This is a genomic window from Candidatus Enterococcus huntleyi, assembly GCF_009933175.1.
Classification (GTDB): domain Bacteria; phylum Bacillota; class Bacilli; order Lactobacillales; family Enterococcaceae; genus Enterococcus_K; species Enterococcus_K huntleyi.
Genome location: NZ_MAEJ01000001.1, coordinates 525,019 through 546,782, shown reverse-complemented (window position 1 = coordinate 546,782; position 21,764 = coordinate 525,019). Strand labels below are relative to the sequence as shown.

The 21,764-nt window shown below is 39.5% G+C and carries 23 protein-coding genes; 5 read left to right on the top strand and 18 right to left on the bottom strand.

The features are described from left to right. Nucleotides 1-30: 30 nt before the first annotated feature. The 17 genes from dagF to BAU15_RS02220 form a co-directional block, all read right to left on the bottom strand. Complete coding sequence (dagF, locus tag BAU15_RS02300; protein WP_161841123.1) at nucleotides 31-771, bottom strand: 2-dehydro-3-deoxy-phosphogluconate aldolase; 741 nt, start codon at nucleotides 769-771, stop codon at nucleotides 31-33. Between the two features lie 85 nt (nucleotides 772-856). Further along, a complete protein-coding gene (locus tag BAU15_RS02295) occupies nucleotides 857-1,948 on the bottom strand; it encodes a DgaE family pyridoxal phosphate-dependent ammonia lyase (RefSeq protein ID WP_161841122.1) in 1,092 nt (363 codons plus the stop codon). Continuing rightward, nucleotides 1,938-3,044 carry an amidohydrolase/deacetylase family metallohydrolase gene (locus tag BAU15_RS02290; protein WP_161841121.1) on the bottom strand — a complete coding sequence of 369 codons (1,107 nt, stop codon included), beginning with the start codon at nucleotides 3,042-3,044 and terminating at the stop codon, nucleotides 1,938-1,940. The genes BAU15_RS02295 and BAU15_RS02290 overlap by 11 nt, the downstream gene beginning before the upstream one ends. Nucleotides 3,045-3,075: 31 nt before the next feature. Then, complete coding sequence (locus BAU15_RS02285; RefSeq protein WP_161841120.1) at nucleotides 3,076-4,164, bottom strand: DUF871 domain-containing protein; 1,089 nt, start codon at nucleotides 4,162-4,164, stop codon at nucleotides 3,076-3,078. Beyond that, a complete protein-coding gene (locus BAU15_RS02280) occupies nucleotides 4,161-4,424 on the bottom strand; it encodes a hypothetical protein (protein WP_161841119.1) in 264 nt (87 codons plus the stop codon). The genes BAU15_RS02285 and BAU15_RS02280 overlap by 4 nt, the downstream gene beginning before the upstream one ends. Before the next feature lie 51 nt (nucleotides 4,425-4,475). Next, nucleotides 4,476-5,786, bottom strand: coding sequence for a PTS sugar transporter subunit IIC (locus BAU15_RS02275; protein WP_161841118.1), 1,311 nt, complete (start codon nucleotides 5,784-5,786; stop codon nucleotides 4,476-4,478). A 564-nt stretch (nucleotides 5,787-6,350) separates the two neighbouring features. After that, the gene (locus tag BAU15_RS02270; protein WP_272927904.1) at nucleotides 6,351-6,887 is read right to left on the bottom strand and encodes an AAA family ATPase; all 537 of its coding nucleotides are present in this window, start codon (nucleotides 6,885-6,887) and stop codon (nucleotides 6,351-6,353) included. A gap of 5 nt (nucleotides 6,888-6,892) precedes the next feature. Next, nucleotides 6,893-7,519, bottom strand: a complete 627-nt coding sequence (locus tag BAU15_RS02265; protein WP_161841117.1) for an NUDIX domain-containing protein — start codon at nucleotides 7,517-7,519, stop codon at nucleotides 6,893-6,895. Nucleotides 7,520-7,640: 121 nt separating this feature from the next. After that, nucleotides 7,641-7,811: a hypothetical protein gene (locus BAU15_RS02260; protein WP_161841116.1), complete on the bottom strand. Its 171-nt coding sequence runs from the start codon at nucleotides 7,809-7,811 to the stop codon at nucleotides 7,641-7,643. A 127-nt stretch (nucleotides 7,812-7,938) separates the two neighbouring features. After that, nucleotides 7,939-8,433, bottom strand: a complete 495-nt coding sequence (locus BAU15_RS02255; RefSeq protein WP_161841115.1) for a GNAT family N-acetyltransferase — start codon at nucleotides 8,431-8,433, stop codon at nucleotides 7,939-7,941. Nucleotides 8,434-8,687: 254 nt separating this feature from the next. After that, nucleotides 8,688-9,953 (bottom strand): PTS cellobiose transporter subunit IIC, encoded by a 1,266-nt coding sequence (celB, locus tag BAU15_RS02250; RefSeq protein WP_161841289.1) that lies wholly within the window; start codon nucleotides 9,951-9,953, stop codon nucleotides 8,688-8,690. Nucleotides 9,954-10,178: 225 nt separating this feature from the next. Next, nucleotides 10,179-10,898, bottom strand: coding sequence for a GntR family transcriptional regulator (locus tag BAU15_RS02245; RefSeq protein ID WP_161841114.1), 720 nt, complete (start codon nucleotides 10,896-10,898; stop codon nucleotides 10,179-10,181). Nucleotides 10,899-10,959: 61 nt separating this feature from the next. Beyond that, entirely contained in the window at nucleotides 10,960-11,286 is a 327-nt protein-coding gene (locus BAU15_RS02240; protein WP_161841113.1) for a PTS lactose/cellobiose transporter subunit IIA, read from the bottom strand. 54 nt (nucleotides 11,287-11,340) lie between these two features. Then, nucleotides 11,341-12,753, bottom strand: coding sequence for a glycoside hydrolase family 1 protein (locus tag BAU15_RS02235; protein ID WP_161841112.1), 1,413 nt, complete (start codon nucleotides 12,751-12,753; stop codon nucleotides 11,341-11,343). A gap of 260 nt (nucleotides 12,754-13,013) precedes the next feature. Continuing rightward, on the bottom strand, nucleotides 13,014-13,637 hold the full coding sequence (udk, locus tag BAU15_RS02230; RefSeq protein WP_161841111.1) for a uridine kinase: 624 nt from the start codon (nucleotides 13,635-13,637) through the stop codon (nucleotides 13,014-13,016). A 281-nt stretch (nucleotides 13,638-13,918) separates the two neighbouring features. Continuing rightward, nucleotides 13,919-14,605, bottom strand: a complete 687-nt coding sequence (locus BAU15_RS02225; RefSeq protein WP_161841110.1) for a YjjG family noncanonical pyrimidine nucleotidase — start codon at nucleotides 14,603-14,605, stop codon at nucleotides 13,919-13,921. Nucleotides 14,606-14,701: 96 nt separating this feature from the next. Beyond that, on the bottom strand, nucleotides 14,702-15,418 hold the full coding sequence (locus tag BAU15_RS02220; protein WP_161841109.1) for a 16S rRNA pseudouridine(516) synthase: 717 nt from the start codon (nucleotides 15,416-15,418) through the stop codon (nucleotides 14,702-14,704). Nucleotides 15,419-15,703: 285 nt separating this feature from the next. Between BAU15_RS02220 and BAU15_RS02215 the strand changes: the two genes are divergently transcribed. From BAU15_RS02215 to BAU15_RS02195, 5 genes are all read left to right on the top strand, one after another. Continuing rightward, nucleotides 15,704-16,504 (top strand): helix-turn-helix transcriptional regulator, encoded by an 801-nt coding sequence (locus tag BAU15_RS02215; RefSeq protein WP_161841108.1) that lies wholly within the window; start codon nucleotides 15,704-15,706, stop codon nucleotides 16,502-16,504. A gap of 387 nt (nucleotides 16,505-16,891) precedes the next feature. Beyond that, complete coding sequence (locus BAU15_RS02210; protein WP_161841107.1) at nucleotides 16,892-17,506, top strand: 50S ribosomal protein L25/general stress protein Ctc; 615 nt, start codon at nucleotides 16,892-16,894, stop codon at nucleotides 17,504-17,506. A 208-nt stretch (nucleotides 17,507-17,714) separates the two neighbouring features. Then, nucleotides 17,715-18,035, top strand: coding sequence for a DUF960 domain-containing protein (locus BAU15_RS02205; protein WP_161841106.1), 321 nt, complete (start codon nucleotides 17,715-17,717; stop codon nucleotides 18,033-18,035). A gap of 283 nt (nucleotides 18,036-18,318) precedes the next feature. After that, entirely contained in the window at nucleotides 18,319-19,692 is a 1,374-nt protein-coding gene (locus BAU15_RS02200) for an MATE family efflux transporter (protein ID WP_161841105.1), read from the top strand. Next, nucleotides 19,689-20,294 carry a GNAT family N-acetyltransferase gene (locus BAU15_RS02195; RefSeq protein ID WP_161841104.1) on the top strand — a complete coding sequence of 202 codons (606 nt, stop codon included), beginning with the start codon at nucleotides 19,689-19,691 and terminating at the stop codon, nucleotides 20,292-20,294. Before BAU15_RS02200 ends, BAU15_RS02195 begins: the two co-directional genes overlap by 4 nt. Before the next feature lie 158 nt (nucleotides 20,295-20,452). Here BAU15_RS02195 and BAU15_RS02190 read toward each other — a convergent pair whose 3' ends face one another. Continuing rightward, nucleotides 20,453-21,760 (bottom strand): hemolysin family protein, encoded by a 1,308-nt coding sequence (locus tag BAU15_RS02190; RefSeq protein WP_161841103.1) that lies wholly within the window; start codon nucleotides 21,758-21,760, stop codon nucleotides 20,453-20,455. Nucleotides 21,761-21,764 lie beyond the last annotated feature (4 nt).

The following is a 21,764-nucleotide window of genomic DNA, read 5'->3' as shown; positions in this document are numbered from 1 at the left end:
TTTGAACAAAGTCATTTATCTCGAGTTATTTTATTTCAACGTATTCTTCATCATGGCAACTAACGCTTTGACATCTTCAACCTTCGTATCGCCGGTCTCTTTATCAATCACTGAGCTATACACATGAGGAATAATTTTCTTGACGCCAGCATCTACCGCGATTTGCACGATTTCTTCAAAGTTTTCCAAATCAATTCCACCCGTCGGCTCCAAATAGAAATCGTATTTCGCGCACGCTTCGGCCACTGCTTGATATTCCTCTTTGTGAGCCAAGCCTTTCATAGGGAAATATTTGATTGAGCTACCACCCATGTCTTTCAATAATTGAATCGCCGTTTCAATCGGAATTTCTCCAGCCGGCGCTTTTGAGCTCAACGGCCCAGTCGCAATATTCACGAAACCAACTTTTCCAGTCGGTGAAACCAAGCCATTAATGATTGTTTCATCTTGACCCAATAACGCGCGAGATGTGCCAACACCAGTAAATACTTGGTTGACATGTTGCGGTTGTAAAACACCTGACAAACGAGAAACCATCTGACTTTGATTTGGATCGCCTGCGCCCAAACCAACTGATAAAGCATTATTTGTAGCTGCTTGATAGCGTTTCATATCCTCAATCGCTGCTTCATCTGTCTCATAATTTTTTGACAGCACACCTAAAACCACGTGTCCTTCCGCTGCTTCATAACAAGCCTTGGCGTTTTCAACAGAATTCGCTAAGACGTTCAAACAAATTCGATCCTCTAAATAATTCGGTGTTAATGACATACTTTTCTCTCCTTTAAGTCCAATTCCTCTAATTTTTTAGGGGAAATTAGTTTAATTTCACTTAGTATTTTCAGCTTACAACTGCCTACATAATTTCTTTCAAACGCGTCACAATTTTCTTCATTTCAGCCTCATTGACTGAACGAATATCAAATTCAATAATCCCATTATTGGCCTGATATTCGCGCGTATAGACAGCCGGATTCTTGGCTTTCAGCTCAGCAATCACTTCCTTGGCTGATTTATCGCCAGTCACTGTCACACTGCCGCGATAAATATCACGGCCTGCGCCATCTTGAACCACACGCGCAGCTAAGCCATCAATTTGATTTACCGCTTCAACAAACGGTGCCAAACGAGCTTTCATCGCGTCTCCAGATTCTGACCCATTCGCTACATAATCCTCAATCGCTTGCGTGAAGCCTAAAATATTGTCTTTGCCAATCTTCATCGCACGGCCGATGCCTTTTCCTTGCAGACGAACCCATTCGATGTAAGATTTCTTCCCAATCACTAACCCAGCGCTCGGTCCTTCAATTGCCTTAGCACCCGAGTAAATTACCAAATCCGCACCGTCATTGATATACTTAAATAAATCTTCTTCAGCCGCCGCGTCAACAATCAACGGCAGTTGATGACGTTTCGCCACTTCAGCTGCTTCCTTAACCGTCAACATACTTTTTTGAACGGTATGATGACTCTTGATATACAGAATTGCCGCAGTCTGTTCAGTAATCATCATCTCGAGATGCTCTGGCGAACACATATTGGCATAGCCAGCCTCGATGACTTGTCCACCGCCCTGTTGAACCATCACTTCCACCGGGGTTCCGTAATCAACATTGTGCCCTTTAGGCAAAATGATTTCGCGCTTTGTAATTTTTTCGGTATAAGGATGATAGGCATGGAATGTACTGCCCTCACCAATAACCGCCGCAACACTTTGAGCAATCCCCGCAGAAGCTGAAGAAACAATCTGAGCATCCTCAACCTCTAAAAGTTTGGCAATATACGCCCCTGTCTGGACGCTCAAATCCGCCATTTCAAAAAAATGCTCGCCGCCAAATCGTTGTGCTGCCAAAACTGCCTCTGAAACCTTCGACACGCCTAAAATAGTCATCCGTCCTGACGCATTGATAACCTCTTTTAAGCCAAATTTTTCATAACTAATTGTCATAGATATTCCCTCCTATGATAGTTTTCACCGGTTGTATCTGTTGGGTAGTTACCCGCGTATTTCCATTAGAATCCGTCAATTCTTTCTCTTTGTCCACCAGTTTAAATAAGGTGAAATCAGCATCATAACCCACGTCAATTTTTCCTTTGTGACTAAGGCCAAAATTCTTAGCCGGAATAACTGTGATTTTCTCAAGAATTTCTGCCCATGAATAGCCTACAACAAATAATTTTTCCAGCGTCGTCGCCATATCATAGACAGGGCCATTCATTCGGTTTTTAATGTAGATATCCGTACTAATCGATGTCGCCTTCATGCCCTCTTTTAAGGCTATCTCAGCCACCTGAAAATTAAAACTATCTGTGCCGTGACCAATATCAAAAACAATCCCTTTTCGGTACGCCTCCCAGACAAACGCTTTGATTTTATCCGTTGTTTGATCTAAAATCCCGTTGACTTTCCCATTAAAACAATGCGTCAAAACATCGCCCGATTCCATGATTGCTAAAATTTCTTCCAACTCTGGTGGCGCTGATCCAATATGCACCATCAATGGCAAGTGCTGATTATCCGCCTGAATTTTCTTCGCCAACTCTAACGGCGTAATCCCATTCTCACCAATAACCGTCTTACTCATTCGAGCCTTAATCCCGACAATAAAATCAGGTAACTCTAGCAACGCTTGACGCACTAGATTCTCTTTGATTTTTGACAAATCAGCCAGTTCATCCTGTTCAACAATCCCCCATTTTGAGATATTGACCAACGCATAGACGTTAGTTTTTGATTGTTGCGCCAACTCATAAAACTCGTGAATATTTTCAGCACCCGTCGTTCCCGCATCAATCACTGTCGTTACACCTTTTTCAACACCAATCTGATCCGGATAATCGTAATAAAGATTCATTTTTTCAAAACAATGCACATGGTCGTCAATCCAACCAGCCGAAAGAAAAACATCTTCATCTAACACTAAGGTTTCTTTCGCGTCCTCTTCAATTTCTTTCGCAAGTGCGACAATTTGTTTGTCTCGTACACCAACATCTAGCACAGTCCCATCAATTAAAGTCGCCCGTTTAATCAATAAATCTAGCATCTTTCTCCCTACTTTTCTATCCCTCTGATTTTTACTTTACAGAGAATTTGAATTTTGTCCATGGTTTAATAAAAGGTAATAACAATTTTTCAGCATCAACCACTTGACCAACCTTGTTTTTACGAATATCAGCATGCTGCTCTAGCACAATTTGTAACTCATTCTTGTATTTGCCAAATGTCTGATTGCCAATGACAACATCACCTACCTGAAATTCGTCCTGACAGTCATGCGGTAGATTAGCTTCATTTTTATATTTTTTACGAACTTCAGTCGAACGAACTACTTGATGAGTAATATCGCCACGGCGGAAATGCTGTTCATTTAAGACAATCGCCTTTTCAACTTCGTTCACTCCTTCAACAAATTCAATCGTCAATTCAGTTTGATAGCGATTCAAAGCGCCCATCGCTTCCAATTCTTCATCAGAAGCATAGGCATTCCCGATAATCACATCATCAATCAAGCCTGTAGCAAATAAATGTTTAGCAGCAACATCCACCGCTAAATGCCGATGAGCTTCTAAAGTTGGCAAGCCATCGTTGACATCCCAAGGCCCAACTGTCCCTACTTGAGAAGAAACGAAAGCAGCCGTCCGCAAACCTTCTTTTTTAAAACGAATACTACAACTTTCAAAGAAATCATAGGGTAGCGCCGTACCTTCTTGCGGGTAAAAATTATGGCAACCATAAAGAAAAGGCTTGTTCGCTTGATACGTCAAAATGTTATCTAGATATGCTACATCATTACTCATATTCAATTCGACAGCTAAGTCAAAAGGATTAAATGTTAGCATCGCTTCTTTATTGCCATCGAAACCAACGTCTAAACGAATTCCATCTGCTCCTACTTCATGGAAGAAAGTCATATCATCATATGATATTTGTAATTCATCGAAGATATTTGGCGCGACATCCAAAATTGTTTCAAACCCTAAGCTTTTTGCATAAGAAATTAGTTCTTGAAACTTAGCTTTGACGGCTTCTTTTCCTTCTGTCACTTCCAACATACTCATGAAAATCCGGCTAAATCCACACTCGCTAGCTTTTTTTAAATATGCTTTATCCTGATTTAGATCACTATGATCTGGATAGACTGAGACACCTAACTGACGCTTCATACACGTTTCCCTCTTTCCATTTCTTCAAATTTTGAACGATACTTCCCAGCAATAATTGAACTTGCAGCCACCGTTACTGAGGCCGTAAGAAAAATGCCAATACCTAACCACTGCCCGATCACCATGGCCAAAGCAATACTTACCAATGAACCGAGTAAAACATAGCGTAATCGCAAGTTTACTAATTTTTGAGGCAATACTTTTTTCTCAACTAAAATCTGGCAGATAAAGAATAGACCAATATAATAGATAAAACTCATGATAGATTCACCAAAGAGGAAGGCCAAATCACCCTCCTCTTCCTTTATATTTTATTGTTGTGCAGCTTCTGCTTGTTTTTCTTCATGTTCTTTTTCTAATTGTTGTTTTTCAAATACTTTAAAGAATGGGTAGTAAATTCCAATTGTTAATACGAAGTTGAAAATAACTAAGATAGCTGCTGGTATGCTCCAATTTGTACTCATCCATGCGGCTATTGGCGATGGCATCGCAAAACCTAACCGTGCCACCATCATTGGTACGACACCGGTAATTGTCAAAAAGTACGAGATAGTTGTTGTAATCAATGGCGCGACAATAAATGGTATACCCAATACAGGGTTCATAACAATCGGTGCCCCAAAGATCACTGGCTCGTTAATGTTAAACAGACCTGGTAAGAAAGATAAACGACCTAAACTCTTCAAGTATTCTGATTTTGAGAACATCATTAGAACAACAAGTGCTAGCGTTGTTCCTGCGCCACCAATCCAGATAAACCATTGTAAAAATTGTTCTGTAAAGATATTTGGCATATCAAAGGCACTGACATTATTTTGGAATGCATCCATATTTTCAGCAATTGACATATCCCAAAACGGACGAATAACTGGGCCCATAATTGCTGGACCATGAATTCCTAATACCCAGAAGAAACAGATTAAGAAGACGGTCAATAATCCACCAATCAAGCTGTTTCCAGCTAAAACATCTTTTAACGGCATCAAGATTTGACTTAAGAAACCATTGATATCAAAGCCTAACATGTGACGAATAACCCAGAATAAAATTAAAATTGCCGCACCAGGAATTAAAGCTGTAAATGAATTTGAAACTTCCGGTGGCACTCCTTCAGGCATTTTAATCGTAATATTTTTAGCGATAAATAGACGGTAAATTTCAACTGAAATAATGGCCGTAACAATTGAACCAAATAATGAACCTGAACCTAAATTTGCAATATTCATATAGCGGCCTGCAGTCACCACATTTTCCACATCTTCAAATACGCGAAGTGGGGGAGCTGCTGTAATCAAGAAAGCCATTAACGCTAGAATACCTGCTGTTAACGAATCTAATTTATAACTTTTAGCCAACGAAGAAGCAATTCCGAACGTGGCATACAAGGCTAAAATACCTACTGTATAGCGAAATGGAATATCCAAAACCTCCCGATAAGGTTCAATCAGTGCTGCAATTGAATCAATTGGAATATTCAATAGTATCGTGAAAAATGAACCCACGATCGTCAGTGGCATCGTCGCGATTATTCCCTTTCTTATAGCTGTCATGTGCCGTTGTGAGCCGATTTTGTTTGCCATTGGCATAATTTTTTGTTCAATGACTCCTACAAATCCATTCATTTCCTGTCCCTCCAATAAAATAATATTTAAAATAAGCGAATCAATTAATGCGAAATAAATATATCATACTAACATTATAATGTAAACGATTAGCATAAATTTTTTTTATTCTCATTTCTGATAATTTGTTCGTTGTTTTCATAACTCATAATGGTGTGGCTTTATACAAATAAGTAAAAAAAGCGTATATAACAAAACTTGCCTCCGTTTTGCTACATACGCTTAATCCAAATTAAACCAAAAAATTTTTTAGAAAAGAAAATATCCATTCTAAAACAGAAAAAAAACACCAATGATTTCTCATTGGTGTTAGCGCGGTACTTGATAAATCAAATAGATAGGGCCTTATCCACAAAAGCATCTATCCGACTGGCCTACATCCGGTAGGTTGACTGTTAAGTCGTAGCCTCCGCTAAATCAATCTGGTCGTCGCATCTATTGCTAGAATACGAGACCTTCTCGACCCGTCGCATAAATAGTATTGTATCACAGTTACTGAAAATGTACTAGCTTTTCTTTTCATTTACAAATTAAATCCTCGCCTGCAAAAATGAAACGCCTTTTTCACTTCCGGATATGTGTCTTAATACGCATGATTACTTGCGAAATATCTGGTTCATGATTAGGAATTATTTCAGTGAATTCTAGCTGCTTGAAACCTGCCAATATATCGTCCACCTTCGACTCACCCCAAGCCAATGTTCCATCATTCCTCTTTTTCAGCCGTTCAATAATCTCTTCTCTTGTTACTTCCAAAAGAAGGTGTGCAACCTGTAGGCCTTCATCTTCTAATGATTCAATAATTTCTTCTACATATTCTTTCTTATAGATAGTCATTGGGACAATAATATCTCCTGGATAATTGAAATAAATTTCTTTCAGAAGCTGCTTATTCCATTGTCGCCAGATCGGATAATCCTGGAAATCAGCTAATTTCATATCATCTGGAATTAATTGTGTCATAGTGTCTCCAACAATCTCAGGGTCATAAATCATCGATCCAGCAAGCTCCTTTTCTAACTGCTCCGCAACGGTTGTTTTTCCTGAGCCAAACGCTCCATTAATCCATATAATCATAATACGCTTCTCTCTTTCGCTCATTTTTCTCAGTCAAACTTCGTCATTTCTTGACGATTATCAAAATAATCAAAGACATCTGCGATATCTTCAAAAGTGTTCCTCTCAATAGAAAGATTAAATGTCTTCGTCAATTCTTCTCGTGCATAGAAAGCCACAGCACTCGTTTCTACGCCGGTCGCAATCTCGAACGAATCAGCTTCACAATAAATAAAAAATTTATAGACATATTCGAGACTCTCAGGATAGTCATGTTTGGCTTTATCTATAACTTTAATTAAGTGCTTAGGAGTCACAGAAATCCCTGCCTCTTCCATCGTTTCTTTTTGAGCAATTTCACCAGGTGAATAACCGATATCTGCCCAACCACCAGGTAAGGCCCAGGTGCCATCACTTTTCTCTTGCACAAGTAAAAGATCCCCCGCAGGATTGAAAACAACCGCCCGTACATCAACTTTCGGTGTCACATAACCAACATCAGAGGAAAAATAGCGCTCGATCTCTTTCTCTGTCAAATTTGTTGCATAGGTCTCCGTCAATTCTCGCAAGACAGCTTGCATCTCGACTAGACGCTCCTCGTCATACACGTCTCGCACATATGCCAGACTGGTATTGACGAGAGATTTTAATTTAGCTAAGCCTTCGATTAATTCCATCGCTCTCCCTCCAAATTATTCAAAAATTCCGTGACCATTGACCAATTCTTCAAATGTTCACGGGATTGTTTGCTGTCTCTAATTTGTTCTTTAACGTTCGCTGTCCTCTTTTCGAAAGAAATCAGCTTTCGTCAGTCACTATAGTAGTTTCCGAGGAGCTACGAGGGTATTTTTTCACATATTCATCATGACGAGCCTTCGCACGCTGCTCATTCTTACGTTTATACGCCAAAAAATCTGCTGCTGCTTTTCCAGTTAACACAAGTGGTTGTTCTCTTTTAATTACTGTCATTTTTATTCCCTCCTCTACCTGTAGTGTACGCCAATTTATCTCATTTCTGTGGCTGATTGACGATTCTTTTTTTACAAATTTTCTTGTTCTACTAGCTTTTGTTATTTATTGACGATTTTTATTATCCTTAGACTTCTTTCTCGAAAACAAAATCTGTCATCTCGAAGCCTTCGCCAATTGGAGAAATCAGCACACCTTTATTAATAAATCCACGATGCTCATAGACTTCAATCGCTCGTGTATTGCCTTGATTAACTCGCAAACGCACATAGTGTTTTCCATGTTCTCTGGCAACTTCTTCGTACCAGTCGAAGACTTCTGAAGAATAGCCTTTCCCACGGACAGTCTGGCTCAAATAGATTTTACTCAAATAAATATCCTCATCGCGAACTTCATAAGCTGTATAACCAACTGGCTGGCCTTGTACTTTTAGTAAAAAGTATCGCGCACCTGATTCTATCTCAGCGGCGATATTTTCTGGTGATTGATAGGTTCGTAGCATGTACGCCACTTGTTCTGCCCCAATAATTGGCGTGAAGACTTCCGGCCAAATGACCTTGATTGTTTCGTATAGCTCTGCCACCTCTTCTTGCGTGTTGATTGCCTGTTTTGTCAGTTTCATTTTATTCGCTCCTTTTCACAAACGACCTTTTCTAGGAAATAAATCGCGTAGCTCATCCATAATTAGTCAATTCACTAGATTTATTTATAATTATTATCTAGCCTACCAGTTGAACAAAATTTCGGCAAGCTATCTGAATAAAATAGTGCTCGCTTGCACTAATCATGGTTTAAGCGTCAAAAAGAGCCCACGATTTCGAAAAAAATCGAGGACTCTTATAGAAGACTCTTACACTATCAAACTTTCAATCTTTTTTAAGCAGCTACATCTTTCGAGCGATCCAACACTTTTAGGAATGGCAACCATAAAACAAATAATATCGCGAAGTCAATCACTTGTAATAAACCACCGAGCCATGAGTTTGTCGCTAAAATTCCGCTAGCAATAATCGGAATTGTCCAAGGGACAGAAACACCTGTTGGCGCTGGGAATAATCCAGAAGCCATTAATAAATAGTTAATTGTTGTTACGATCAGTGGACCTAAGACCCAAGGAATCAGAATCGTCACGTTTAATACGATTGGGAAACCAAAGATGACAGGCTCATTTACGTTAAAGATGGCTGGTCCTAAAGCAAGACGACCGATATCTTTGTATTGTTTTTTCTTCATGAAGAACGCTAAGATTAAGACGGCAGCCAAGGTCATCCCTGAACCACCTAAACCAACCGTAAATGTTTCCATAAATGGTTTTGTGATGATATGTGGTAACTCTTTACCTGCTTTATAGGCTTCTAAGTTATCTAACATCAAAGTATTCCAGATTGGATCCATTACAGAGTTCACGATAATTTGTCCGTGTAAACCGAAGAACCACAAGAACTGAACAAAGAATAAAGCGATTAATGTCGCTGGTAAGCTACTACCCAAACCAGTCAATGGTTTTTGAATGACTTCATACACAACATCATGTAAATTCGTTTCGAAAATCCCCGTCATAACTACGTTCACAACTAAGAAACAGCTTAAAGTAATGATTGCTGGAATCATTGCTGCAAATGATTTTGAGACTGCTGGCGGCACACCATCAGGCATTTTAATTTGCCAGCCGCGTTTAGTTACACGACAATAAATTTCAGTTGCAATAAAGGCTGCGATCATACCGATAAACATCCCTTTTGCGCCTAGACGTTCTAAGCTTAAGACACCTGAGACATCGCCAGCTTCTGTTTCAATGAAAAACGGCGTTAAAATCAAGAAGCTCGCAAACGCAACTGCCCCTCCAAAAATACCATCAACATCATACGTTCTCGATAAATAATAGCCAATCCCAAATGTCACGAAAACCGTCATAATACTCATGGTAGCATTTTGACCATTGCCTAAAAGGTTGTTCAAGACAGCCTTCGTATCATCACTGAAAAACGGTAAATTCGTAATAACCACAATAATTGATCCAAACATTGTCAACGGGAATGAGAGCATAAAGGCATCTCTCAAAACCATCAAATACTTGTTCTGTCCTAGCCAATTCGCTAGAGGCATGATTTTTTCACTTAACTTGTCCATAAATCCGTTCACTTTCTTCACCTCATCATAGTAGTTTAAAAATTAGTGCATTTATTTGATAAGATGGAATGCAACAGGCGAACCTGCGGCCTTCCATCATTTATCCAAAATTTTAGTTGTTCGCTTAATTGTCCTCACGCAAGTTTCACTAGCTCAATAGTTGGTACCCACCGGCTATTTATCGCTCGTGATAATCCCACCTATGTTACTGACCCATCAGCTGTTTATTCAGCGCTTTCAAACAGATTCGCGTTTCAGAATCATCTCAGACTTAAAACGATCATAGCGGTGCGTAGAGATTGAATATTCGAAAGCCGCGCCATTAGATAAGTAGCCCACTTGTTCGACAATCCCAACAGGATCACCTTCAGTCATATCCAGTTCGCTAACTTCTGCTGCCGTGGACTGTCTCACCGTGATTTTTCTGTGCACGCTCTGAATCTTATATTGTAACTCTGTTTCTATATACTCATAGATAGATTGCTCCACATGACTCCGTTTGAGATCTCGTATGAGCGACACAGGCATATGCGTTTCTTCGATAACAAAAGGCTGATCATTGATCTTTCTAACTCGGTGTAAAAAATAGACGAAATCCTCCGCTGAAATATTCAATTTTTGCTGAATCAGAGGACTTGGATTAATCACCGAAAAAGCTAGAATTTTACTCGTCACTTTTTCCTGAGGATATTCAGCCGTCTTTCCCCGAAACTGATTAGTCAAAGACATGCGCACCAGTTCATCCGCTGACAAATCCTTAACAAATGTCCCTGATCCCCGTTTCTTAATAATCAAGCCATCATCCACTAAATTATCCAGCGCCTGCTTCATGGTCATTTTACTCACCTGATAATGTTCGCTCAGTTGCTTCTCAGAAGGGAGCTTTTGGTTTGAAACATATGTCCCATCTATAATTTTATTCTTCATATCATTAAAAATGTGAACATACTTTTTCATAACCTTCGCTCCCCAAATTAGCAACCAGACTTCCTGTTGCTTAGCTTTTTGTCATGCCACTCTACTTCTTGTTATCTACGTGTTTGTACAAATCAATTATTTCTTTCGTCAAATCGGTAAATGCGATAGCAGTCATTAAGTGGTCTTGGCTGTGCACCGTCAATAATGTCACTTGCATCGTTTCCCCTTGGGCTTCTTTCGTCAATAATCCGGTCTGTGCATGATGCGCCTCGACCAAGGCTTCTTCTGCCAGCTTCACTTTGGAATCTGCTAAGAAAAAGTCTCCTGTCTTAGCTGCCTGGATAGCCTCCATTGCTTCACTTTTAGCATTTCCCGCATGAATGATTAGTCCCATAATCGCTTGCAACGTTTCTTGTTCCTGCTCCATAATCCGCCTCCTCATTCTTAGAACTCTGGATAATTCTGGTCCTTTTGCTATTTTTTAGCGGACTTCAGTCGTCATGTCTAATGTATCTGTCGCTGCCACTTCTTTAAACCAGTGCCCTGACTTTTTAATGGTTTTCTTTTGCGTACGAATATCTGTCGAAATGAACCCGTAGCGATTGCGGTAAGCATTTTTCCATGACCAACAATCAATCGGCGTCCATAGATGATAACCGAAACAATTCGAACCTTCCTCAATTCCTTGATGCAACCAGTACAGATGCTCTTCAATGAACTGGATACGATAATCATCTTCAATCATGCCCTGTTCATTCAAATAACGTTCCTCACGCGAAACACCCATCCCATTTTCAGAAATAAACCACTCGATATTGTTGTAATTATCACGAATATTTATGGCAATATCATAGACTGCTTTCGGATAAATTTCCCAGCCTTTATCGACATTCATTCGTCTACCTGGCATTTCATATTCATCAAAATATTTCTCTGGCAACCAATCGACTGCTAAACTATCTGCAGACACATCCGGTGCTTTCACGCGATGTGGATGATAGAAGTTCACTCCCAAATAATCAATCGTATTTTCACGAATAATCGTTAATTCTTCTTCTGTCGCTGACCAAAGCACTTGATCTTTTTCCAATACAGCAACTAACTCAGCAGGAAATTCACCTAACGCTGAAGCATTCATATATAGTTGGTTCAACCACAAGTCGGCAAATTTTGAAGCTTTCAAATCACCTTCCGCATTAGAAGCTGGATAAGCCGGCGTTAAATTTAAAATAATGCCAATTTTACCCTCTGGATTTTGATTGATTTTTCTAAAAGAAGCAATCGCTTTCGAAGAAGCCAATTGAATATTATACGCAACTTGAACCGCTTTCTTACCATCTACAAGATTAGGATAATGGAACTGATGCAGATACTCTCCTTCAACAACCACCATCGGCTCATTAAATGTGAACCAATCCGTCACGCGGTCGCTGAATAATTCAAAACATTTCTCAGCAAATTTCACAAATAATTCCACCACGTGTTTTGATTCCCAACCACCATATTTATGATACAGTTCAACAGGCAAATCAAAATGATGTAAATTAATCACCGGACGAATCCCGTTAGCAATAAATTCATCAATCACGTCATTATAAAATTGCACATTCTGTTCATTGATAGTGCCAGCTTCTAAATCGTCCATCAAACGCGTCCACTGAATCGATGTGCGCACTGAATTTAAGCCAACCTCTTTCATTAAACGAATATCTTCCTTGTAGCTATTATAAAAGTTTGAAGCCACATTCGGCCCGACTTGGTTATAAAATGCTTCTGGCTCAATGTCATACCAATAATCAAAAACATTGGCATGCTCCTTGTTAAATCTACCCTCTGATTGCGGCCCCGATGTAGCAGCTCCCCACCAAAAACCTTTTGGAAATTCAAGTTTCATTCAATCTATCCCCCAATTTTTCTCATGACAATGATGTTCTTTGTTTCTACACTTTCACATTATATATATATAATTATGATATGTCTATACTTTTAACCAAAATATTCTATACAAAAAGAAAACATCCGTTGTTTTTATCCAGTCGCCTCGCCCTTATAAAACAAAAAAAGAACCTACGTAATCAGCAAAAACTGATACATAAGTTCAAAAACAAATAAAAATAAACAAATTGCTAGATATAAATTTCTAGATTTAAATTGCTAATTCAGGTACGTTGCCACCTTCGTCGTGATGAGGTCTATCGCCACATGGTTCTCGCCGCCTTCTGGGACAATCACATCGGCATAGCGTTTTGTTGGTTCAATGAATTGATGATACATGGGTTTCACAACTGACAAATATTGTTGGATAATTGAGTCCAATGTCCGTCCACGTTCTTCCATATCTCGTTTAATTCGGCGAATAATTCGGATATCATCATCCGTATCCACATACAATTTGATATCCATTAAATCACGAAGACGTTCATCTTCCAGAATCAAAATACCTTCCAAAATAATAACTTCTTTTGGCTCTTGGATAATCGTTGCTTGGCTACGTGTATGAGCCACATAATCATAGACCGGCTTTTCAATCGTTTCATAATTTAATAATTTGCCTAAATGTTCGATTAAAAGGTCTGTATCAAAAGCAAACGGGTGGTCATAGTTGGTTGTTAAACGTTCTTCAAAATTCAAATGGCTTTGATCTTTATAATAAGAATCATGCTCTAACATCATAATTGAATGATCAGGAAAATGATTGAAAATTGCCCGGCTGACGCTCGTTTTTCCACTACCAGATCCACCTGTCACACCGATTACAATTGGTTTACTTTTTGCCATTACGTAAAAACCTCTTTCATTATGGTTTACAGTTACAAACACACTAGAAACTATTATAACGGAAAAAAGAAATTTTTCTATGCTTTCTGATAAAATCGGCTATTTTTATCGTTTTCACTGACTCTTTTCAGCTCATTCTATTTTTTATTCCTGTATTCTCATTTTTTTGCTTCTTTATTCCGAACCTTATTTGCGCTTTTTTCGATTCACCATTCGATTCACGAAAGGTCCACAGATAGATGCCAACCTGGCTGCCCATCTGCGGACCTTTTTTACTCGAATTATTTTTCGAGAATCGAATAGATTTCTTCCAATTTCTGAATTTTAAAGGTTGGCTGAATCAATGGATCTTCTTTGACACCTTCTGGCTGCAACCAAATTTGGTCAATCCCTGACAGCTGTCCACCTTTTATATCAGAAGTTAGTGAGTCCCCGATGATGACTGTTTTACTTGGATCAAACTGCTCAATTCGTGCAAATACATAGTCAAAATATTCCTTCATCGGTTTTTGATAGCCCGTATCTTCAGAGACAAATATATCTTTAAAATAGCCAGTCATTTTCGAATCAGCTAACCGTTGGTATTGCGTCTTAGACACACCATTTGTGACAATATATAAATCTGCTTTTTCCGCTAGGTCAGCGATTATTTCTCGACTATTGCCCAGTAAATCATGTCCTTGATTCAAATATTCTCGATAATCTTGTTCTAACGCTACGCCATCGACTGCTTGTCCAAATTGTTGGAAAAACAGCGAAAAACGTTCATAAATTACTTGATCACGCGTCCTTTTGCCCTCTTCAAATTCTCGCCAAAGCTGATGATTCAATGCCTTATAACTAGCTTTCAAATCAGCTGTCAATTCAATCCCCTGCTGCTTAAACAAGGCCGTCAAAGCCTTTTCTTCTGTCAGCTGAAAATCAAGTAATGTATCGTCGACATCAAACAATAAAGTTGAATAATTCATTCTATTTCCGCCTCTTCCATCTTAGAGCTAATCTATTTTTTGTACATTTCTCTCTTTTTTTATCGCTTATCTATTTGTTACGCTTATTTTGACGACTCATTTAAAATAGGGCTTTAATTGCAGTAATTCTTCATGATTCAGCGGTCGATAAGCACCACTTGGTAATTGCTCATCTAACTGTAGGGGCCCCATTGTGATTCGTCTCAAACGAAGAACTTTGACATTTCTCGCAAGAAACATCTTTTTCACTTGGTGAAATTTCCCCTCTTGAATCGTCAGGTAACAATGACTCATTGTATCAGAGCTCTTAAGAATAACCAATTTTGCTGACTTACAAATTTCTCCACCAATAAAAAGAATACCTTCTTCAAAGGCACGCACATCATCAGCGTCAAGTCTGCCATTGACCCACACCTCATAAGTCTTTTCAACTTTTTTATCAGGCAAAAGAAGCTCATACCCAAGCTGCCCATTATCAGTTAGTAACAGAAGCCCTTCCGTATCTCGATCTAAACGCCCGACTGGATATAAAAATTCTCTTTGATCCACCGAAGCAACAAGCTGAGTAACCGTCGGATAGTTTCCATCCGTGACCGCTGTCACCGCACCGACTGGTTTGTTCAACAAAAGATAGACATGATTCGTCCTCAGAATATCCGTATCCACCTGAATCGTATGTAATTGGCTATCGACATTGCGACTCGCATTCATCTCGACTTGACCATCCACGCGAACCAACTTCCGAGCAAAGTAACGCTTCATTTCCTTACGACTCGTCAGAAGCTCTTTTTCAATTAATTTATCTAAACGCATAAAAGTATCCTCTCTTCATTCATAACACAGTATAGCGAAAAGCACATAGAAAATACAAGACTAGATAGCCTTATCGGGTAAATTACCTAGGTAAAGTTCAGCCTTTTTTTACAAAAGTAGCTGTCGAATCAATTAATCATCCAACAACGGCCTGCTATTTACTCTTTGAATAGCACTCATCTGCACATAAATTTGCTACGCAACGAATTGATGCGCCAGAAATCATTTACTTTTTACTGAAATAAAGCTACGGTTAGAGTACCTGATAAAAGGAGGCTACGCGTTATGTTAACCATGGGTGTCAAGCTAAAACAGCTGCGCGAACAGCACGGATTATCCCAAGCAGATATCGCCAAAAAACTACATCTATCACGGCAAACTATTTCTAAGTGGGAGCTTGGAAATAGCCAACCAGATTTAGACTGTTTACAGCAACTTGCACTATTTTATCAACAATCATTGGATGAATTATTTGATATGAAGGACAAGAAAGAACAATTGATTGCAGCCTACAAAGCCGAAGTACTTTCAGAAAAAGTAACTCAGGCACTCGCCCCTTTAGAAATAACCAACGAGCACGAGGCATTCGTCTATCAGTCAATCATTAGCCGCGTATATGAACAACTAGCGCACACAGAAAAAGTCTATTGGTGGAGCCTAGATAAACAGCAAACAATGATTTTTTCTACCCCGAAAACTTTCCATAGTTCGCTAGTCAAAAACTATTGGGAGTTATTTAATCACGACGCCAGCCTCCTAATAATTGCGACTAACCAACGTCTCCTTGTCTTGACGATTCCGCTATTTCTGGAGGAACAAGCCATGACTTCCTATTTCTATACCGACTTGGATTACTTATGTGTTGGGCCAAGCTTTGGCGTATCCTCAACTCATGGGTTTTGGTTAGGTATTTACCTAAAAGATAAGCACTATAACTTGTTATCTATTGAAAAAAATGAGGCACAAACCTGTGCTGAATTATTTAAGATTTTGGACGAGCAGCACGACTATTTTAAAGAGTTACAGACACTTGATATGATTACTTTTACAAAAAAATGGCGTCAAAATAAATTTCAAAAAGTCTAATAAAGGTTTGTTCAAACGTAGACTGACACGTTTGTCGCTCAATTCTTTTTAGTTTGAAACCATAGCCAAAGCACGACTTTCTACTCCATTCTTCTTAAAAAGCAGCGATAACCCCTGCTAATTCCAGTCAAAAGGGTTAATCCTTGACTTCCCTCCGAAATGGGCTTAGGCTAGAAGAGTAAAGTGAATATGGTTTCTCATACACAGCGTAATGACCTGGTGGAGAAAAGTTGATTCAAACTTTTTAGGACATTTGTGTGGACAAGTGTCCTTTTCGCGTTTTTTCGCACCGTTCAATGTGCAAGAGAATAGCCAAAAAACAAGTTCACTTAAATAAAATCTGTCTCATACCAAGGACAGTCAATTTTTAAGGAGGAGTTTTAGGTTATGTCAGTATCATTGGAAGTTAGTAAAAGAGAAGTTCGTCCCCGTTCGTTAAGAAACAAGTTACGTCACGAGGGTAAAATCCCTGCAGTAGTCTATGGCTACCAAATCGAAAGTACCCCAGTCAGCGTTGATGACAAAACATTAACAAAATTATTGCGTGATAATGGGGCCAACGCGGTATTCTCATTAGATGTCGCAGGCAAGAAAGTCAATACATTATTAGTAAAATATCAAATCGATACCTTTACAAAAAAATTGACACATTTAGAATTTTTATCTGTCGATATGAAGGAAGTTACTGAACTAGAAGCAGAAATCATCTTAGTTGGTGAGGCAGCTGGCGTGAAAAGCGGCGGTGTACTTAACCAAACATTGCATAATGTGCTTGTTTCTGCAACACCAGATAAACTTCCAGAAAATATCGAAGTCGATATTACTAAGTTAGGGATTGGCGATTCTATCACGATCGCTGATTTACCTAAGGATGACAACTATACAATCGTTGCCGATCCAGAAGAACAAATCGTCTCTATCACTGAACCAAAAGCGGAAGTCGAAGAAGACGAAGCGAGTGCACCAAGCGAACCTAAAGTGATTGGTGAAAAAGAAGAATAATTTTGAAAACTAAAGTTTAATCGTGTAGATTAAGCCAGTTTCCCCTATTATTCTAATTAGGTCCCGGCAGACAGTCTGACTGTGTGCTGGGGCTGTTTTTATTTAGCGAGGTTATTTTCACCCATCGAGCCGAAATTTTGGGTTTCTTTTCCATTTTGTTTTATACTAATAGTAAGTAATTGATTGCTTCATCCGAGGAGGGATATAGATGTTTGAACAATTTGATAGTAATCGTAGTCGATTTGCCTCAGTGGGCGTCGTCTCTAGTTTACCTGGCGAATTAATTGATTGTGTCTGGATAAATATTGATTTGAATCTAAAAGGCGTGCTTCCATTAACCAATATACTAACGGTGGATGTGGTCAACAATAACGGGCGCGTAACCATGCATTTTACCCAAGAAAATTCTGATGTCGAGATGGCGATTGACTTGCCATTTAGCTACTCTAGCTCATTCCCATCACAATTATTTGTCTACGATGACGGCACGAGAGAAACGATCTTATTGCCTAGTGAAATCAGACGATGAGATCCTGCTTGAATAGTCGCAAACGAAACAACCCATTAAAACAAGGAAGACTCTTTTGAAAACTCTGTCCAAACAGAGGGCTTACTAGAGGATTCGTTGTTTTTTTGTTCTATTTCCACTCGTCGGAGCATTCCTCGAATAAATAACTATTGTTCAACGCTTTTAATTTGCTGAAATCTTTCGTTAGCTTGCTGAAAGCGATTGAAAACGATAGTAAACTTGGCCCTCCTGTGCTAGTATAGTACTGATTATTTTAGTTTAAAGTGAGATGAGGGTGTCAACAATGCGCGAATTAACAAAAGGAAATCCTGCCAAATTGATTTTTATTTTTACCATTCCATTATTAATTGGAAATATTTTCCAACAATTTTATAACATGGTCGACATGATTATTGTTGGTCAAACATTAGGGAAAAATGCGCTGGCTGCTGTAGGTTCAACGGGAAGCTTAACCTTTCTGATTATCGGCTTTGCCCAAGGTCTTACCTCTGGACTATCGATTATTACTGCCCAACGGTTTGGTGCCCAAGATTATCGTGGCGTCAAACGCAGTTTTGCGACGAGTGTGATGCTGAGTCTGATTGTGACGGCTATCTTAACGATTTTAAGTTTACTCTTTGTGCGTCCAATGCTACTTTTGATGCAGACGCCACCGGAAATTATTGATCAAGCCCAATCATTTATCTCGGTTATCTTAGCAGGGATTTTTGCGGCTATGAGTTTTAATTTGTTATCCAACGTCATTCGAGCACTGGGCGATAGTCGTACGCCGCTATTCTTTTTAGTGATTGCTGTTATCGTCAATGTTATTTTGGATTTAGTGTTTATCATTTATTTTGGATTAGGAGTTGCTGGTGCTGGCTATGCAACAGTGATTGCCCAAGTAATCGCAAGCCTGTTGTGCTTGGTTTACATTAAGAAGAAGATTCCTATTTTGCAGATTCATCGAAAAGATTTTGTCTGGGATAAAAAGGAACTCCGGACTCATTTAAATGTCGCTTTACCGATGGCTTTTCAAGCTTCCATCATCGCAATTGGCGCGATTATTTTACAATCTGCTTTAAATAGTTTGGGTACAGATGTCGTTGCTGCTCAGGCTGCTGCCGGTCGAATCGATCAATTTGCTACGCAGCCGATGATGTCATTTGGTGTGACAATGGCGACCTTTACTGCACAAAACTACGGTGCAAAAGAATATGGTCGCATTCTGAAAGGGGTCAAGCAATGTTTGATCATGAGCTGTGGCTTCAGTCTGGCAGCTGGCGTGATTGTCATTACGCTAGGCCATTATCTTGTCCGCTTATTTGTCAGTACGAGTGAAGTCAAAGTCTTTGAACTTTCTCAAATTTATTTCAATGTTAACGGCTCGATGTATTGGATATTAGCGATTCTGTTTATTTTACGCTATACATTACAAGGATTGGGACAGAGTAAAATACCAACAATTGCTGGTATTATGGAATTAATCATGCGCTCACTTGCCGCGATCTTTTTGACACAGCTGATTGGCTATGCCGGTGCGGCTGCTGCTTCACCGCTTGCTTGGGTTGGCTCAGTGGTTGTACTCCTCTATTCTTATAATAAAGCCATCAAGTCATTAAAAAAATTAGAAAAAGAACAAGAAATACAAAAACAGCTAGCAAAGGAGCCTATATGAACTTCCAGCTAGAAACTTCTCAGGACTATTTTGCAGTCGAAACGCTTACGCGTGAAGCTTTTTGGAATGTGTATCAACCTGGCTGTAGTGAACATTTGATTCTCCATCAATTAAGAAAATCCCCTGCTTTTATTGAGGAGCTAAGCTATTTGGCTCGTGAAGATTCGCAAATTATTGCGCATATTGCTTATACTAAGCTCTATAGAGACGACAAGTTATCGGAAGACGTGATTGCTTTTGGCCCACTCAGTGTTCATCCGGCTCATCAAAAGAAAGGTATTGGGCGCAAGCTCATTCAATTGACTATCGAAGAAGCTCGTCGTTTAGGTTTTAAAGCGATTCTGATTACTGGTAGTCCTGACTATTATCAAGCTTCTGGCTTCAAACCAGCTAAAAGCTTCGGCCTGACTCTTGCTGGGCTACCGCTGGATGAGGAAGCTCCTTATTTTTTAGCCTATGAAATCATTCCTGGCTACTGCTCTAGTCATCTGGGAACCTATTCTTTTGCACCAGAATTTTCAGTAACAGCAGCAGATTTAGAAGCATTTGAACAACACTTTCCCAAAAAAGAAAAGCGTGCACCCAAAGAAACAGATGTATAAAAACCGAAAAAATCCCTCTTAGAGCGTCCTCATTCGCTTCTCTTGCGAACGCTCTAGGGGGATTTTTTTAGTTCTTTTTTTATTAATGCTCTAATCAAGTTTTTCTGTCTAACTTTTCTATTTAACAAATAATTTACCGGCCTGATTGTATACCAGTCTCACTTTTGCGTAGGAGCATCCTCTTTAATTTTAACTTTGAAAAAATTAATGTGCGCAGGCTCATAATCTAACACAGTAAAATCAAATGGCCCGACTGTCAATTGACTTCCAGAAGTGAGCGTGTGGTCAACATCAAGCATGTAGCCAGCCAATGTCGTAAATTGAGTGGCTTCGAATTCCGCTAGCGACTGGTGAAAATAGCGTTGGAAGTCATCCAAAGTTATCTTACCAGAAACGATATAGCTGCCATCCGTTTCTTTGACAATCAGGGAACGATCGACATCCGTTTCATCCCGAATATCCCCCACTAATTCTTCAAGAATATCTTCGATGGTCACTAAGCCACTGGTCCCGCCGTACTCATCCTTGACAATCGCCAAGTGTTTGCGCTCTTTACGCATTAGCGTGAGAACGGTCTTAATCGGCATATTCTCAGCAATTACGATGACATCTTCCACTAAATCACCCACGATTAATTGATCATTTATATAGGACTGTCGAATCAAATTAGGTAACGTGACATAACCTAACACTAGATCCTTCGATCCTTTAACCACTGGATATCGCGTGTGTCCTTGCTCTAACGAGGCTTTGATTGCTTCTTGCACCGTATCTGTGGCTTCAAAAACAGCCATCGAGGTTCGATCAATTTGGATATCTTTGGCTAAAGTATCATCAAACTCAAAAACATTTTCTAAATAATAGTACTCCTCTTTAGTAAGCTCACCCTTTTGGTATGAATTCATAGCCACAAGGGTCAATTCTTCTTGGCTCAAGGTCTCTTCGCCTTCTGTTGCTAATTTGACCCCTAAAAGCTTACCTAACCCAGCGGCTGAATGATTCAAGAGCCAGATAAATGGGAACATCGCTTTATAAAAGTAATGCAGTGGGCGCACGATAGCTAATACGACTTTTTCAGTATAGACGATACTATAACTTTTCGGTAATAATTCTCCCACTACCACATCGACATAAGTGACGATGATGAAGCCTAGAGCCACTGAGATGGTTTTTACAATTGCTTCACTAAGCGGTAGCCCACCCAAGAGTGGTTCCAAAACTGCCGCAACTGAGCCCTCACCGACCCAACCAATAATTAACCCCGTTAAAGTAATCCCTAATTGACTCGCCGAAAGGTAAGCGTCCAAATGATGCGTCACCTGTAACGCCAGCGCCGCATTCTTCACGCCCTCATTTTTTAGCTGCTCCAATCGTGAAGCACGAACCTTCACTAAGGCGAATTCACTTGCAACAAACAATGCCGTAATGGCAATCATCAAAATTAGTATCAAAAAATTTATCCACATAGCC